The organism is Verrucomicrobiota bacterium, assembly GCA_034440155.1.
Taxonomy (GTDB): Bacteria; Verrucomicrobiota; Verrucomicrobiia; order JAWXBN01; family JAWXBN01; genus JAWXBN01.
Window position 1 is genome coordinate 1 of record JAWXBN010000078.1, and the last position, 15,882, is coordinate 15,882.

15 protein-coding genes and 1 pseudogene are annotated in these 15,882 nt (G+C 52.0%); 7 read left to right on the plus strand and 9 right to left on the minus strand.

Annotated elements, in window-relative coordinates; all coding sequences use genetic code 11:
* The 5 genes and pseudogenes from SGI98_08020 to SGI98_08040 form a co-directional block, all read right to left on the minus strand.
* The coding region (locus SGI98_08020) for a copper-transporting ATPase (GenBank protein ID MDZ4743348.1) at positions 1-293 on the minus strand (293 nt) is incomplete at its 3' end.
* 24 nt (positions 294-317) lie between these two features.
* Positions 318-587 (minus strand): annotated as a pseudogene (locus tag SGI98_08025) (heavy metal-binding domain-containing protein).
* On the minus strand, positions 584-799 hold the full coding sequence (locus tag SGI98_08030; GenBank protein ID MDZ4743349.1) for a hypothetical protein: 216 nt from the start codon (positions 797-799) through the stop codon (positions 584-586). The pseudogene SGI98_08025 and the gene SGI98_08030 overlap by 4 nt, the downstream one beginning before the upstream one ends.
* A 42-nt stretch (positions 800-841) precedes the next feature.
* The gene (locus SGI98_08035) at positions 842-1,012 is read right to left on the minus strand and encodes a hypothetical protein (protein MDZ4743350.1); all 171 of its coding nucleotides are present in this window, start codon (positions 1,010-1,012) and stop codon (positions 842-844) included.
* A 66-nt stretch (positions 1,013-1,078) separates the two neighbouring features.
* A complete protein-coding gene (locus tag SGI98_08040; protein ID MDZ4743351.1) occupies positions 1,079-1,285 on the minus strand; it encodes a heavy metal-binding domain-containing protein in 207 nt (68 codons plus the stop codon).
* Between the two features lie 405 nt (positions 1,286-1,690).
* Between SGI98_08040 and SGI98_08045 the strand changes: the two genes are divergently transcribed.
* Genes SGI98_08045 through cls form a run of 3 tightly spaced genes read left to right on the plus strand, consistent with a single transcriptional unit; the run spans position 1,691 to position 5,115 of the window.
* Positions 1,691-2,896: an FAD-dependent oxidoreductase gene (locus tag SGI98_08045; protein MDZ4743352.1), complete on the plus strand. Its 1,206-nt coding sequence runs from the start codon at positions 1,691-1,693 to the stop codon at positions 2,894-2,896.
* A 54-nt stretch (positions 2,897-2,950) separates the two neighbouring features.
* On the plus strand, positions 2,951-3,709 hold the full coding sequence (locus SGI98_08050; GenBank protein MDZ4743353.1) for an endonuclease/exonuclease/phosphatase family protein: 759 nt from the start codon (positions 2,951-2,953) through the stop codon (positions 3,707-3,709).
* The gene (gene cls / locus SGI98_08055; protein ID MDZ4743354.1) at positions 3,706-5,115 is read left to right on the plus strand and encodes a cardiolipin synthase; all 1,410 of its coding nucleotides are present in this window, start codon (positions 3,706-3,708) and stop codon (positions 5,113-5,115) included. Before SGI98_08050 ends, cls begins: the two co-directional genes overlap by 4 nt.
* Before the next feature lie 206 nt (positions 5,116-5,321).
* On the opposite strand, the gene SGI98_08060 is transcribed toward cls, so the two are convergent.
* Entirely contained in the window at positions 5,322-7,820 is a 2,499-nt protein-coding gene (locus tag SGI98_08060) for a hypothetical protein (GenBank protein MDZ4743355.1), read from the minus strand.
* A gap of 81 nt (positions 7,821-7,901) precedes the next feature.
* On the opposite strand from SGI98_08060, the gene SGI98_08065 reads away from it, so the two are divergent.
* Together SGI98_08065 and SGI98_08070 are read left to right on the plus strand one after the other, a co-directional pair.
* Positions 7,902-9,026 carry a GntR family transcriptional regulator gene (locus tag SGI98_08065; protein MDZ4743356.1) on the plus strand — a complete coding sequence of 375 codons (1,125 nt, stop codon included), beginning with the start codon at positions 7,902-7,904 and terminating at the stop codon, positions 9,024-9,026.
* 9 nt (positions 9,027-9,035) lie between these two features.
* Positions 9,036-11,906, plus strand: coding sequence for a hypothetical protein (locus tag SGI98_08070; protein MDZ4743357.1), 2,871 nt, complete (start codon positions 9,036-9,038; stop codon positions 11,904-11,906).
* Positions 11,907-12,508: 602 nt separating this feature from the next.
* Here the strand turns inward: SGI98_08070 and SGI98_08075 are convergent.
* The 3 genes from SGI98_08075 to SGI98_08085 are packed head-to-tail and all read right to left on the minus strand — an operon-like array spanning position 12,509 to position 14,738.
* Complete coding sequence (locus SGI98_08075; GenBank protein MDZ4743358.1) at positions 12,509-13,408, minus strand: GDYXXLXY domain-containing protein; 900 nt, start codon at positions 13,406-13,408, stop codon at positions 12,509-12,511.
* Positions 13,405-14,013: a hypothetical protein gene (locus SGI98_08080; GenBank protein MDZ4743359.1), complete on the minus strand. Its 609-nt coding sequence runs from the start codon at positions 14,011-14,013 to the stop codon at positions 13,405-13,407. Before SGI98_08080 ends, SGI98_08075 begins: the two co-directional genes overlap by 4 nt.
* Positions 13,992-14,738: a DUF2157 domain-containing protein gene (locus SGI98_08085; GenBank protein ID MDZ4743360.1), complete on the minus strand. Its 747-nt coding sequence runs from the start codon at positions 14,736-14,738 to the stop codon at positions 13,992-13,994. Before SGI98_08085 ends, SGI98_08080 begins: the two co-directional genes overlap by 22 nt.
* 15 nt (positions 14,739-14,753) lie before the next feature.
* Here SGI98_08085 and SGI98_08090 point away from each other — a divergent pair, with 15 nt between their 5' ends.
* Entirely contained in the window at positions 14,754-15,152 is a 399-nt protein-coding gene (locus tag SGI98_08090; GenBank protein ID MDZ4743361.1) for a hypothetical protein, read from the plus strand.
* 340 nt (positions 15,153-15,492) lie between these two features.
* The coding region (locus SGI98_08095; protein MDZ4743362.1) for a hypothetical protein at positions 15,493-15,882 on the plus strand (390 nt) is incomplete at its 3' end.

A 15,882-nucleotide genomic window follows, 5' to 3' on the forward strand; every position in this document is an offset into this window, starting at 1 on the left:
ATCAGCGTGAACATGTTCAAATTCCACGTCACCACTGAACGCCAGCCTCGCCTAAAAAACGGCCAGCCCGCCCACAGCACCACGGGTGTGGAGAGGCCGAACTGAATCCACCGCGACGCATCGCTCATCACCCAACCCTCGTGACCCAGTGCAGGAATCAGATGCGCCATCGCAAGGATGAATACAGGAAGCGAGAGTACGCCGCCAATCCAGAGTCGTCGTGTCATTTCAGTGAGTTCGGTGTTCTCCTCTTCTTTTGTCGCCGTTGTCTGCGTCTTTAACTCTAGGGTCATACCACACTTGGGACAATTGCCAGGATGATCCTGCTGCACTTCGGGGTGCATCGGACACGTATAAATCGGCTTTCCCACCGATGCGGGCTCGACCCACGACGGATTCCGCTCCAACGCCATGCCACACTTCGGACAGTCGCCGGGCTTGTCCGACTCCACACCAGGACACATCGGGCAAAAGTATTTGGCCACTGTAGAAGGCTTCACTGTCGCGTGCTCATGATTGTGTGAATCACCTTCGCAGCACGACTTCTTTTTAGGTTCCGGTTTTGGTTTGTTACAGCAATCACTCATGAGAGTTTACTTCTTTTCAAATTTTCACTTCCTCCCGCGACAAAATCCACTAGCGGACAGCCTTTCAGCTCTCCGCTGCCGTGACACCTTGTGACGAGCCCTGATAACGCTTTTTCCATCGCTTTTAGGTCGCGGATTTTCTGACCGTCGCGCTCGGTCTTAAGAGCCGTGACTTCGGCCACAGTCATTCCGCAAATGGGGTCTTTGGTCAAGGGTTATTTCTTGTGCGTTCCTGGAACGGTATTGAGTTTCATTTATTTGGATTTGTCCCGCACTTTTTTATCAAGGTCGATTTTCTCCGGACCAGTGGACTTCTCGGCTTGATCCTCGAGAATTAAAAGCTCCTTGGTCTTGACGGGAAGTCGCTCGAATTTTTTCAGATCTTTGCCGAGATCTTTAGATGGTTCTTGGGGTTTTTGTTTCATAGACAGGGGTTGGCTAGGGGTCATTCCTCCGTTGGTCATTTTAGATATATCGGGAGGGGGCTTCTCTCACTTTTTCTCTACTAATTTCATGCCGCATTTTGGGCAGTTTACCGACCAGTCTTTCACCACTTCGGGGTGCATCGGGCAGGTGTATTGGACGGCTGAGTTGCCAGTGAGAGTCGTCGGTTCTGATTTGTCGCAACCGGTGGCGCTCAAGGCGGTAATGCCGAGCACCAATGCAGCCATCGCTGTGAGAATCGATTTCGTTTTCATATGTTTGGTTTTTTAAGGTCTTGTTTTGGTTTTGGTCTCGTTCTTTAACTTATTATGTTTTTCAATGCGCACCCGGTGAGTTCGTGTCTGAAAAGTGGGTTGTGGGCACTCCCCTATTATCACTTCGGCAGGGCCGGCTTAGCTATGGGGTGATACCCTACTTAAGGCATGCTGCCAGGACGAGGACGGTAGTGGAATTGGGGTCAGGCGGAAATTCGAGATATTCTTTCCGGCAATTTGCTCCAGGAGGCAAGCAAGGACGATTACTCTACAGTAAAATCGAAAAAAACGATTTCTTGGAGAGGTGGGGTTGCGCAAATCCAAGAGGTGTGTAGAATGTGATCGCTGAAAAGAAAAGGGAGTCGGTCACATTGATAATAAAATCAGCAGAGAAAATATATTTTTATGGATTTACGATCAGGATATCCTTTTTGGCTTATACGTAATGGGCTGCCCTCGACATTTCCCGCGCTGCGTAAGAATGAACGCTGTGATGTGGTGGTGGTGGGAGCAGGAATCACCGGAGCTCTTGTTTCCTATCAACTCGCTCAAGCGGGGCTTTCGGTGGTCGTGGTCGACGAGCGCCACGTGGCATGGGGGAGCACGGCAGCCAGTACGGCCCTACTGCAATACGAGATCGATGTGCCACTGCATGAGCTTGAAGAGATGCGTGGTAGGGAAAATGCTGTGGGTGCTTACCTTGCCTGTTGGGAAGCCATTTCGAAAATTGAGAAGCTAAGCCGCGCGCTGGAGGATGACTGCGACTTTAAGCGTTGCCCGAGCTTATATTTGGCCACACAGTCCAGCGATATGATCGCGCTGAAAAGAGAGTTCCTCGCTCGACGCCGCGCAGGCCTGGAGCTCGACCTATGGAGTGCCGCGCAGCTAAAGGCGAAGACGGGAGTCATTCGGCCTGGCGCCCTTTTCTCGAAGGATGCGGCGCAAATCGACCCCTATCGATTTGTCTATCATCTGCTGAAGGCGGCGCAAGGGATGGGTGTACGGATTTATGATCGTACTGTGGTAAAAAGTTATGAGGCTGATGGGCGAGGGGTAAGGGTAAAAACGGATGGGGACATGACTCTGCGAGCAAGACATATTGTTTTTGCCACCGGCTATGAGTCGCAGCAATTCTTACCCCAAAAGCTCGTCGAGCTTCACAGTACCTATGCACTGGTCAGTGAGCCGATCGCGGGGAGATCGCCCTTGTGGCACCGCGAGAGTCTCATCTGGGAGCATGCCGATCCCTATCTCTATCTTCGTACGACCTCAGAGCGTCGTATTATTATCGGGGGAGAGGATGATGCCTTTGAAAATCCCCTTCGGAGGGATGCATTGATTCCTCACAAAACAAAAATACTTTTACGTAAATTTAAAAAGCTTTTCCCTCACATCGCCTGTGAGGTGGCTTTTGCGTGGGCAGGGACTTTTGGCACGACAAAGGATGGGCTCGCTTACATTGGCGCGCATCCTGACTTTCCCCGCGCATTCTTTACCCTCGGGTTTGGAGGAAATGGAATGACCTACAGCGTCCTAGCCGGTGAGATCGTGCGAGACTCGATCCTGAAACGAAAAAATAAACACGCTCATCTGTTTTCTCTAGATCGTTGACTTTTCGACTCGTATCAGTGTCAATAACCCTTTTAAAATCTCCGCCAAACCCCTATGCAACTCAGTATCATGACATGGAACCTGTGGGCTGATGACATGCCCGGTGCGCGCTGGCGTGATCGCGCCCCCTACATTCTCGCCTTTCTCCAGAGTGAGCCAGTGGACGTGATCGGGTTTCAAGAAGTCACCCGTGAACGTATCGAGGATATCCATAAACATATGCCGCAGTATACATGGGCGGGGGAGGGTCGGGAAGGAGGTGAGCAGGGTGAGTATAATCCCATTTTTTATCGCCATGATCTTTTTGAATGCCTTGAGCAAAAAACATTTTGGCTTTCGCAAAGCCCCCTCATTCCTAGCCACAGCTGGGACAGCATTTATCCACGGATTTGCACGGTTTGTCGTTTGAGATTACGTGCCGAGGGTGAAGGCCCTGTGCTCGCAGTGATGAATACACACCTGGATCATTGGGGATATCGGGCGCGCCGAGAAAGTGCTCAAATCCTCCGAGGTTATGCGGGCACGCTACCCGTAGAGGAAGCGATGATCCTGATGGGAGACTTTAACTGCGGAATCAATACCGAGCCCCTCCAAAAAATCCTCGCCGACAACTTTTTTCAGGATCTCGCTACGACGGGACACACCCAGAAAACGTGGAGGGGATGGTATGGAACGGGGATAGGCAGCGCACGACTCGACTTGATCATGGGTCGCCACCTCAGGGCCACAGAGTACGGGATCCGGCATCCGGGACCAGTCAAACGATCCTCGGATCATTTCCCAGTCGTGGCAGACGTGGAGAGTGGACAATGAATATTACCCAGACACTGATTTTGGCCGGAGGCTGGCTGATTGCTCTGGTGACTCTTCCCTTTATTTTACTCTCGGAGAAGCGTCCCGCAGGGATGCTGGCGTGGATGTGGGCAGTTCTCCTCTTCCCCTATATCGGTGCCTTTGCCTATTTACTTTTCGGCAGTGAGCGGATCTATCGTCGGCATTTAAAGAGGCGTAGGAAGTGGTCACATCGCAGGGGATCAGTGGAGCCGCTTCCCCTAGAAGGCCATGACCCGAGAAATCGGGAACTCGCCAGTCTGCTCTCATCAATCAATGTCCACTCGTCGAGCCGGTACGATGAGGTGGAGGTCTTCCTCCATGCTCAAGAATTCTACCCCGCCCTCGCAGCAGAGATCAAAGAAGCAAAGTCATCGATCCTTATTGAGTTTTTTATCTGGCGCAATGATGAATATGGAAAGAATTTACGGGACGTCCTCACGGAGGCCGCAGGGCGTGGCGTGGCGGTGAGAGTGATTATCGACGAGATGGGATGCTTTGGCCTCCCACGGGGATATTTTAGTGGGCTCATCGAGGCGGGCGGAAAGTTTTCGTGGTTCAATGCCCTACACGTGATGCGGAATCGGTGGAATTTCAGCCTGCGCAATCACCGTAAACTCCAAATCATCGATGGAAAGATCGCCTTTGTGGGGGGAATGAATATTGGCCGAGAGTATATGGGAGATAAAAGCGAATCGGGTGGATGGAAAGACGCGCAAATCCGACTCAGCGGAGCTGTAGTGCGCGCACTTTGCCAGACATTCTGGGAAGACTGGTATTTCGCCACGGATGAGGATATGAGTGGTGAGAAAAACTTACCCTCTCCGATCCATGGTGGCCGAGGCTTGGCGCAGGTAGTGGAGGATGGTCCCGACTCACAACAGTATCCGATCATGCTCTCTACGGTGGCACTCTTGAATGCGGCTCGTCGGAGGGTGTGGTTTGCTGCCGGATATTTTTTCCCCACTGAGCCGTTCCTGAGCGCACTCAAGCTCTGTGTGGCACGTGGGGTAGAGGTCCGTATCCTGATCCCCGCAAAGAGTGATCATCCCTATTTGGTAAAAGGAGCGAGAGCCTATTACGAGGAACTGCTCACCTACGGCGTCCGCCTCTACGAGTATACCTGCGGCACACATCATGCCAAAGTGATCATTATGGATGATGAGTGGGCAAGTGTGGGCTCGGCAAATCTGGATGTGCGCTCGATGCGTTTAAATTTCGAGCTCAATGTCATCTTACATTCCACAGACGTGGTCACCAAAATCGAAAAAGAACTCACAAAAGACTACATATCGTCGCATGAGGTGACGCTCGATGAGGTAAGGTCTCGCTCGATGTGGACGCGACTCATCGAGAATATTTGCCGTTTGCTCGGGCCCATTTTGTAAGATGAGTAGAGCCCATAAGAAGCTCTATCCCATTGGCAAATGAAAGTGTCCTTGAGAGTATATCAGAAGAGATCACGTGCCTGCTTGGCGAGTCGCCGGTTCATCAACCGAAAGCTCTGCTAGCTTTGCACCCAGCACTTCGCACCTCTGCCTCCCCTTCGTGGTGGCGGGGGGGGTAAATGGTCATCTAAGAAAAAAAATGATTTCTATTTCTCGGCTGCCGGGGGTTTGATCTCCACGGTGCCGGCATTAAAACGTTTGAACTGGTCGAGGCCTTTGACCTCGACGACGTTGGCGCTCGTGTGGCCGAAACAGTAACGGATCTTCCCGTCATCCTGTTTGCCGAACCAGGCCCCGAAACCAATATTTTCCGCGCTCATGGATTTCTTCGAGGGCGTCTTCCCGTCATCCTGTTTGCCGAACCAGGCCCCGAAATCTTCTTGGAGCATGGAAATATCTTTCATACTTTTACCGCGTTCGACAGTCGTCCCCCAGCCGGCAGGATTATCTCGGGCGTCTTTAAACATGTCTTCAATCAAGATACCATCCTCGGTGAAAAAGTAGGCCTGTCCGTAGTTACCATGGATCGCCATGACAGAGCCCTGATCCCCGCCAAAGTCCACCGTGCCTGCGATAAATAACTCCCCAATGGGCTGGCCTTTCGGAGGCATAGGAACCTGTGATGATCCAAAGACACCGCCCCCGACACTGGGGAAGTTCCCTTTCTCCGAGCCGTCTTCCCTGAGCCACAGGTGGGTTCCTGATATCACATTCGCGTCAGTGCGGCCTGTGTAGAAATGTTTACCGACCCGGGTGAGTTGTTTGTTGGTCTGCGCATCGAGTTTGGAATTTGGCATTTTTGTAATGGTGCTTTTCTCATACACCGGTGCGCCAGCGGCCGTGAATCGAGTGGGTTTAATGATGTAATCATTCCAGTAAAAAGTCATGTCCGACGTGATCCGAGTATTCCCACTCCAGCCTGCACAATTTGCATCGGGTAGGACGACGATTTCGTCTTCGGTAATGATCTCGTCTCCATTCAAGTCGCTCCAGACATACATGGTTTTATCGGGATCTTGGGACCGCTGGAAAATGTTGAGGGAAGGCGGTAACCATTTCATAAACATTCCCGCCACAGGCCGGTAGTCGCCTTTTTCATTTTGCAGGTAGAGAACCGGTTGGCAGAGGCTATTTTGGAGGAAATACTCGTGCATTTTGCCGCTCGTATCACTGCGGAAGAGTTGGTTCACCTCGAAGAGGACAAAAGGCACGCCCATCGCGAGAAAATCCTTCGCGCCGGGTTTAGGTCCCGACCAGATGTATTGTTTGACCTTGTAGCTCTTGGTTTGTGAGGGGTCGACCTCAAGGATGATATTTTTGATTGAGGCGAGTTTGCTGTCTTGATCATGGAGTTTCCCGTCCCAATTACCGTACATGGTCGAGCCGATAAACTCTTTAACGAGTTTGCCGTCCTTATCCCAGACTGCTTGCCGCCTAGGGTGCATGCCCTCACTGGTCCAGAGGTAACCGCGGTCATCGACGGCGAGGGCTATTAATCGCTCAAACGCCAGTGGGTCATATTGGGGTTTGGGCTGGCCCCCCTTACGTCCGACGCTCCGGAGCAATTTGCCCAAGTCGGGCGAATATACTTTGACTTGGCGGCTCTCGGGGGCAGCGTCAAAAATATAGAGATTTTTGTCGGTATCAAAAGTAAAGGCGGCTGGCTGGCCCATCTCCGGCAGGGACACCGGAGTCTTGACCCCGGTGAAATCGATTTTGCCAAATCCATTCGTATCAGAGATGTAGAGTGTCTCATCGGCGCCAAAACCAATTTTACCTATTGTAGTGAGCGTGACATAAGGTGTATTGGTTTTCCCTGTTTCCTTATCCATGACCACCATTTGGGGTTTGAGATTTTTTGGATCGGTGCCCAAGACAGCTACTATGTTACTCGAGCCGACGGCGATCGAATCAATCACACTCGAAGGCATAGCAATTTGCGGGATTTGCCCGGCTGGGCGTTTAAAAAACGCGGCCGCACCATTTTTGACATTGATCTTTTTTAAACTGTTTCCCAGCCCGAAATAAAGGTTGTCCCCGTCGATGGCCACCGCTTGGACATTGCCCCAGGCTGTTTGGAATCCCCATGCCTTCTTATCATCTTTGCCGATGGCGATAATGCAGTCCGTACCTTCCGAGCCGTTGAATCCCACTACCGCGCGCCATGGGGAGTCCACTCCCGCCGGGACACATGCCATGGCCGCCCCGTCCCCGTGATTCGAACCCCAAGCGCTATTAAGGTAACCATGCCAAGGGGGATTACCCGGATTGTAAAAGCTGTATTCATATAGAGCATCGATTTCGGGAACGGTGACTCCGCGGACTGTATATTTGCCGGGGGGTAATCCATTACCTTTATCGTCTTTGCCATCCCAAGAAGTATGTACTTGAGTGGTGCCATCAGGATTTTGCGTGCCCCCGAGGGTTTCAGCCGTCCCGAGTTTCACGAGGTTACGCACACGCCGCCCACTGTCATTATCGATAACGACACTGATATATTTATGCCCAGCAGGAATGGTTAAAGGGATTTTGTCGGTGGGTAAGGAGGCCTTTTCGGGAGTCGGGGGGATGGACTCGGCTGTTTTTTTTGAGCAACCTTGCAGGGTGAAAAAAAAGGCCAAGGTGGATAAAAATAAAAGTTTCAAATAAGGGGGGTAGCTTATACGTACAATAAAATGCATGTTATAAGTTGACTTATAACATGCGGATGTCAATGATTATTAAAGATGTCTAATGCCCCCGTTAAAGTCTCCGACCTTGTCGCCCGCCTGAAAGGGCGGATTGTCGACGGGAGTTATCCAGCGGGTAAACGTATCCCCTCCTGCCGCGATCTGGAGCACGAAAGCGGGGCGAGCCACTTAACCGTTTTTTCCGCTATGAAAAAACTCGGGAAAGAGGGATTCCTCAAATCAAAAGGAAATCAAGGGACATTTGTGGTTAAATGTCCTCCGTTCTTGAAGAATGTGCTGCTTCTTTCAAACGGGGGTGATGAACAAAAAAAATCCCTCTTTTATCAACTTTTCAATCTCCGGATCGATGTGGTCGCCAGACAGATGGGAAGACAGGTACAGAGGATCAATCTGGATGTACTCATCACACACCCCGACAAAAAGGCGGACCTTTTTACGGATATCCGGGAACACCAGTATGAAGGGGCGATCATCCTTCCTCATTCACTGGATTTTAGTGGTACTCCCCTTGACCGTGTAAGCGGGTTCCCTTCGATCGGAGTTTTTAATTCATCCGCCTGCACATCCCTCTACACGGTTTGCGATTCGTTTTACCACAGGAGCGCGGCATTATTTAAAAAGGCGGGATGCCGCAGACCTGCGATCCTTTTGTCAAACCCGCAACATGATGCGGCGGGGCATAAAGAATATATCCTCCGTTCATTTAAGCCTTTTGCCCGGGGGATGGACGAGCCGCATATGATGAGTTTCGAGGCTTTGAATCCGGGATGGATCGGGGGGTGGATCCGCCTGCTGTATTCATTGCCTGCAAATCACAGGCCCGATGGGTTCTTGGTGACGGATGAGAATATGGTGGATGAAACGCTGAAAGCCATACGGACTTATGGAAAGGTGGATCCCGCTCAAGTCCCGCTGATCCGTCATGCAAGCTTGGTTCCCTCGACAAAAAATGAAGGCCCCGGCATAGCGATCGGTTATGATGTGGACCAGATTTGCGTGAATTGTTTCGAGTCCCTACGACTACAACGAAGCGAAAAAAAGAGCGTTTCTTATGCTATGTGTGCCGTGGGCAAAGAAGAAATTGGCATTCCGGAAAAAACGACTTATACTTTCACTTGTCCTCCCATTAAAAAAACAACCCTGAAGAAAAATACCCCATGAAAATCAAAAATGTTATTTAAAATAAGTCTCCTCTTGTCGGCATCCGTTTTGTCTTGCCTGGCAGTGCCCACCACGACGAATTCGATCACGGCATCGGGAAGGAATTATTTCTACGACAGTGAACGCATCGATGTCGTCGTCCCGGGAGACAAGGATAAATCAACGGTGGCATTCATCCACGAAGACGGGGCGACACTCTCGGTAGAGGCTCCGGTACAAAATGGGAAAATTTATCTTAACCTCATTCCTCACGCCCTTTCACAGGGTAAATGGAATGTGCAGGTCGCGGGTAAAGAGGCCGGGACTTTTAATGTGGTGAGCGCCATTCCCAAAACCCCTTTTGTCATGTGGAATTACCAAGCATGGTTGGATGACTCGAAAGATACCGCTTTTGGTCAAATGATGGGCACCGGGACAACCGAGGAAAGACTCAAGCTCTACCAGGATTTCGGGATGAATTTCCTCGCACTCCAAAACGGGGGATTTGGCATGAGCATCCGGACGATGGATCACCTTGTCCAGCTCGGGGCGCGGTATTCCTCATTAAATACCATGGCCGGCCAGCATCAACCGGGGGGCGCCCATAATGACTGGTCGGTGCCCGAGGTCGCGCAGGCAGTCCGTTTCGGCGTGCAGCACAATGCCCAATACGGCCTGAGATACGGCGCATTTGCCGGGGTGCATTATGCGGATGAACCCGCCTTGACTTACGGCACCAAAAATGAGAAGGGACAGTATGAGATTTATCATTCGGGGCACCCCATTCCTGACCAGTCGAAAAATTATTTTGGCCCCCTAGCTGTTCCCACCCAGATTGATTCATTTGTAAAGGACACGGGTAAAAAACCGGTTGATCCCCTCAATCCCCAAGCAAACATGGAAGATTGGTTGGCTTTCATGCGTTACCGCACGACCATCCTAGGCAAAGTCTTTGCTCAGGCTACCTCCGACCTGCATGCGATCGACCCGAAATTGATCGGGTACAGCCAGATATATGCATGGTGGTTCCTCGTGGACGGCCTTTACCCGTTTGAAAATGGGAAGGGTGTGGATGTCCTCTCCTCCCACGGTTACATCGATAATCAGTTCGGAATGTTTTATCCGATCAGTGAGACCGAGATGATAAGGACAGGGGCATGGAATAAACCGGTGTGGATGATGCCGATGTTCGAGGGGATGACCCGGCGCAGTGTCACCTACGCTTCCCTTTCCCGCCAGATCGAGGGTCTCGGCTGGGATCGCACGGCTTCTTTCAAACAACCCGGTATGATGGAACTCTCAAACCGGATCGTGCCGATTTCAGGTATCTTTACCCAGATCAAAAAGAAGCGTGATGAGGTCGGTGTCTTTTACAGCCGTGACCAGTATCTCCAGGAGATCGCCAAGGATGTAAAGGCTGCTGATAAATCTTATGCCGGCCGCATTGTCGCCGCGTGGATCACTTGTTTTACTGCTCATTACCCGGCTAATTATGTGATCGAAGAAGATTTTGCCTCCGGTGACGCATTCAAATACAAAGTCCTGGTCGCCCCGGGTCTCAAAGATGTCTCCCCAAGCTTAAAAACGGCCCTCGAAAAATATGTCAAAGACGGGGGAATGCTGATTTTGGATAAGGACTCCACGCTGCAAATTGCGGGAGCGACAAAGCTCGATGCCATTTTCCCCGACTGGACGAATACGGGCAAATGGAATCCCCAAGAGGTAAGTATGAATGAAAAACAGCGTTTTGAAAAACATATTTTGCCCATTACAAAGATCCTTGCAGAAACTCTCAAAGGCACCCTGATGCCTTTGATCGAGGGCGGAGACCCGATGCTTTTTGCGAGTGAACAAAAAGGGGGCTTGGTCCGTTATATCTGGGCGGTGAATATGAACCACGAAACGGTCAACCAAGAATCGGCCTTGGATACGAATTTTGTCCTGCCGTCCTCGGAAGCCACTTACGATGTTTTTGCCGGGCGCGAAGTCACCGGTGGAAAACAATCCCTGACGATGCCGGAGGGAGATGCCACCCTTTACGCCCTTTTGCCTGACAAGATCGCCAAAGTAACGACAAAACCGCCGGTCGTGGAGCCCGCCTCCGTGACCATCAGTGCGGCGGTGGAATCCGAGAAATTCCCGATTGCAGGTGTGCTGCCATTGGAAATCGAAATCTTGGATGCCAAAGGTAAACTTTTTAAAAAAATCTACCGTGCCACCGATGCGACCGGTCAATACAAGGAGAAACTGGCCTTGGGGCATATTGCCGGGGCCGGGGAATGGAAAGTCAATATTAAGGAATTGCTTTCAGGCAAAACAGTGCAGACCAGCTTTAAAACAGCCTCGGTCGAATATGCTTTTGCCTTGTGCGGCCCTGTCGATGTCAATGACAGCGCACACATCGCCACCGCCCTCGCGCAAAAGGATAAAACATTCCTCGTGCTCTACGGCTCTGATGACATGAAGGCAAAGGCCGATGCCGTCGTCAAACTCCTCGCATCGAAAAAAATCAAGGCTCAATCTGACAAAGCTGAAAACCATAAGACGGAACGCCCCGGTTTAGCCAACGGAGCGATGTACATGTCTTGGGGTGCCTTTGAAGCTCCGCTCGACATTCAACAGCCTATGATCCTTGTCGGTGACCGGAAAAATAACCCGCTCATTGCCCGGTTAATTGATAAACTCTCCCTCTATCCCCATCCCGTGAATGATCAATTCCCCGGGGCCGGGCGCGGCATGATTTACTGGGCCAAGACGGTATTTGGCCTGAATCAAGATATCATCGTGCTCTACGGTGAAGAGGCCGCCTCGATCGACCAGGCCACCCTAGCCCTCGGGCAAATTGCTTTGGGGAATCCCACCGGCGGCAATGCCACCCTCAATGTGAAACCCCCGCAATAATCTCAACCCCACCACCAAGCGCCCGCGCAATTTGCACCACGAAGATCACGAAAGACACGGAGAAAAAATCTGTTGAACTGTGTGTCAGGTGACGGGCGCTGCTTGCCGAATGCCGGATCTGCGGGTGAATGAAAGTGGCACGGGTGTCCTCGCCCGCTGAGATCGGGAAAAACACGGCCAAGATGGCCGTGCCACTCTCCGAGTGCTCTGCGTGAACCGCTCGGTTATGCCCGCTGACATCATCCCCCTGCGACTATCCGCCACCGGGAGCAATTTGCACCACGAAGATCACGAAAGGTACCGAGAGAAAATCTGTTGAACTGTGTGTCAGGCGACGGGCGCTGCTTGCCGAATGCCGGACCAGCGCGTGAAACAATGCGCCTCCTTGTGGCCAACCTTTTCCCCCCTCCTATCTGCATACTTGCAACTTGCTCCTTTTAACTTTCGTGCCTCCCCCAATATAATTCAAAAATGCGAAACCAATAACCAGACCGCCGCCCTGACATGGTTTTGGGGGAGAAGGGAGCGGCAGATTTTTTTTTGCTGGGGGCCGTTTCAAGTAGCGGGGAGTATGTCGGGATTTCCGACACACGACGGGTGCATCATTTATTCTGCGACTTCAGATACTCACCGATCGTCCGGTCCCCGATCCAGAGATTTTCGATGAGCCCTTGTCCATTCAGAATGCGGACGGTGACGCTCATCCTTTCCAGAGCCCTATTACGGCTGTGATCCCAGTAGGCCTGTTCGGCACGGGGTGCCATATTCTCCTCCATGTAGTACCTGTCGAAAGGTAGTTTCACATGTATCCGCGCGCGCGGAGTGGGGGCGAGCTGTCCCGGATAAGCCTTATCCATTTCGGCCCGCATGGCCTCAGGATGTTCAGAGACACCCCCGATCTTTGTCTTGCCCAGGAGCTGAGTGGACATTGCCTGATCATAAATCATGCGGTTGAGAATGCTCGCCAGCGTATTCGACAGGGAAGCGTCCTCGACGCCTGACTTCAAAGATTTCTCGATCGTTTCAGTCTCATAATTAGGCAGGTGACTGCGGATAAAGATGGAAAGGGCATCATCGGACTCCATTATTTTCCGCGCCAGACCCAAGGGATGGAGTATATCTCCCGGCTGGAGATTCATACTGGTGTCCACGTATTGAAGGGTCGTTTTGAGGTAGGCTTGTTTTCCCGCCGGGGGTTCGCTCAGGCATTGATCGAGCCGGGCCAGTCCATCCGGGCCGGACGCGACAGTGACGTAAACCGTGGCACCCGGGGCGAGACTTTGACCCACTGACTTATCATCCGTGGGGATATAATCGGGCTCCAGCTGGATGGAGACGAATCGTCCACGGAAAGCGTCATACGGATCCACCGCCCGTGTTTTGAATCGGTACTCTTGGCCCGTGCGCAAGATCACTTCCCAGCGATAGATCATAAAACCACACACGCCTAGTTGAAAGACGCACAGTCCGGCAAAACAAAGGATGAGAGAGCTCTTTTTCATGGGGTCGGCCCCCCTTTCCGGCGGGCGAGAAAGAAATTCACACCTAAAAAGGCGGAGCCCAGCACGATGAAAACCAATCCCTTTGCGATGAATCCAAAGTCACTGTCAAAAAAGCGGGTCAGGATGAGGGCGGCCATCATCAGCATGCCATAGTTCACGGTGCCTAATTGGCGTTCCTTGATCCCTTCGACCAATGTCATGATGCTGAATCCTAGGAAATAGAGATTCGCAATAATAAAAAACGGACCGGCAAGTGATGAACCGTATCCTGAACCAATCAGAAGATAACCCAGCGTCACGACCACGGGGAGGATCCCTAGGCCCAGATGGAATGACTGTCCGCGCCTGCGGCATGTGACCATCAGGATGACGGATGTCAGCGTCGTTATACAGGCCAGAAAGACATCATGCAGTGCTGCCCAGCTCCCCTCTTGCCCATGCCCGGAGCCGGTGACCCAGCCGATATGATTCCAGACATGATCGAAGGTCATGATAAAAAGCAGGATCGTGGCCCCCAATCCGCCGATAAAGGTCAGAGGACGTTGCCACAGACTGGTCCCTTCACCCTGCCAGAAGGAGCCGATCAAATAAAGGGATACAAACATTCCTGAGTAGATGACGAGCCAGAGGTTCCGCCAGCCGCTTTCCAGACAGATACCCGTGCCGTCGCCAGACAGATGCCCAGACCCCACATCAGGAGAATCGCTCGTGGATGATAAGGATTCCGGCGCATTTCCATGACGGCGTAGGGGATCAGTAAGGCAATCCAGATCCACCAGGCCGCGGGATGACTACGATCGTACCAGCCGTGGACATTACAGGCCCAGAAAGTGACGCCTGCCAGATAGATCAAGGCCGGTCCGCTCGCCCGCAGCAGATATACCAGCGGGAGTGTGCACAGCATCCATGTCAGGGTAAATGCTCCTAAGTCATCGGAGAGATGATAGGTCTGCCCGATCAGGGCCATGCCTGCGCCAAAGGTCAGCTGCGCAAATAGCCCCGAGCCTTCCCGGTAAGCGGCCGAGATTTTATCTTTCCAGAGAGCATAACCCACGACGGCCTGCCCGAGAATGACGAGCAGAAAGGAAATGAAAGCGCGGGTGGATCGGTTAAACTCCATCCAGTTATGCGCCATGAGCAGGATGATCCCGCCCGCAATGAGGACGCCCCCCAGTATGGCAAATATCGTCAGGGCTAGCGGACGCGAAGAGGGCGCTTCTTGATGGTCGTAATGGGACTTTATACTGGCAGCCGTTTCAGACGTAATGATCCCCTGTGCCACCAGCAGAGGCAGCTGTTCATGAAGCCAGTGAATGTGTTTTTTGGTCATGTCCGGAGAAAAAGAGTGTCACCATATAAACAGGGAATCGCCAAACCGACAAGCCCACAATCACTCCAAAACCATCTCTTCACCAATACGCAGATTTCCGTCGGCCTCTGGTTTCTCGGGGAAAGGATTAAAGTAGCACGGGCGCCCTCGCCCGCTGGGATCGGGAAAAACATGGCCAAGATGGCCGTGCCACTCTCCGCGACCTCCGCGCGAACCGTTCGGTTATGCCCGCTGACATTATCCCCCTGCGACTATCCGCCACCGGGAGCAATTTGCACCACGAAGATCACGAAAGGCACGGAGAAAAAATCTATTGAACCGTGTGTCAGGCTCCCAGCCCCATTGCTAAATGCCTTTCTGGGCCTGATTTCTTGTTTAAACGCAAACCTCTCAGATGCCTATACACATGTCTAAACCGCTGATTCACAGAGGATTCCTTGTTTAAACGCAAAACCAAAACCCTCCGCGTGAACCAATGCGCCTTTTTCTGGCCAATCTTTCCCCCTGCCCTCTGCAAACTTACAACTTGCTCCTTGTAACTTTCCTCCCCCACTCCCCTCCAATTCACAAAAAAGTCCTTTCACTCCCTCATAAATCATGTAAAAAATCATAACCTGCGTATGGCCAAATCCCCTAAATCTGCTTCTGATAAAAAATTATCCGCTAACCAGCGACAGAATAAAAATCCCGCTGGAAAGCGAGTTCCTAGTTGCCACGCGCGCAGCGGGGGGCTATGCTCATAACGGATTTACTTATGAACCTTGTGAAGTCAAAACAACGAGTCGCTGACCACGGGGAGGTCTTCACCCCCGTGTGGATGGTCGAGGCCATGCTTGACCTAGTGAAGGGTGAGACGGAGCACACGCTGAAGGAGAAGGGGCTGGAGAACCGCCACGGGCAGTTGTGCCGGGCGGCGGGCTACGCCTTCTACAACACCTCCAAGTTCAACTACGAAAGCCTCCTGCACGATGATGCCAATCTGGCCCTGAATCTCCGCCAGTATGTCATGGGCTTCTCCCCGAACGTCCGGGAAATCTTTGCCGCGTTCAACTTCGACGACGCCATCCGCGATCTGGAGCGGGCCGGGCTGCTCTACCTGCTCATGGAGCGCTTCAATGAGAAGAGCAAGGTGGACCTCCGCCCC

Coding starts and splice junctions, on each gene's coding strand:
- SGI98_08065 (MDZ4743356.1), top strand. CDS start 7,902: ATGTCTAATGCCCCCGTTAAAGTCTCCGACCTTGTCGCCCGCCTGAAA.
- SGI98_08080 (MDZ4743359.1), bottom strand. CDS start 14,013: ATGTTTGTATCCCTTTATTTGATCGGCTCCTTCTGGCAGGGTGAAGGG.
- SGI98_08050 (MDZ4743353.1), top strand. CDS start 2,951: ATGCAACTCAGTATCATGACATGGAACCTGTGGGCTGATGACATGCCC.
- SGI98_08035 (MDZ4743350.1), bottom strand. CDS start 1,012: ATGAAACAAAAACCCCAAGAACCATCTAAAGATCTCGGCAAAGATCTG.
- SGI98_08040 (MDZ4743351.1), bottom strand. CDS start 1,285: ATGAAAACGAAATCGATTCTCACAGCGATGGCTGCATTGGTGCTCGGC.
- cls (MDZ4743354.1), top strand. CDS start 3,706: ATGAATATTACCCAGACACTGATTTTGGCCGGAGGCTGGCTGATTGCT.
- SGI98_08045 (MDZ4743352.1), top strand. CDS start 1,691: ATGGATTTACGATCAGGATATCCTTTTTGGCTTATACGTAATGGGCTG.
- SGI98_08075 (MDZ4743358.1), bottom strand. CDS start 13,408: ATGAAAAAGAGCTCTCTCATCCTTTGTTTTGCCGGACTGTGCGTCTTT.
- SGI98_08085 (MDZ4743360.1), bottom strand. CDS start 14,738: ATGACCAAAAAACACATTCACTGGCTTCATGAACAGCTGCCTCTGCTG.
- SGI98_08070 (MDZ4743357.1), top strand. CDS start 9,036: ATGTTATTTAAAATAAGTCTCCTCTTGTCGGCATCCGTTTTGTCTTGC.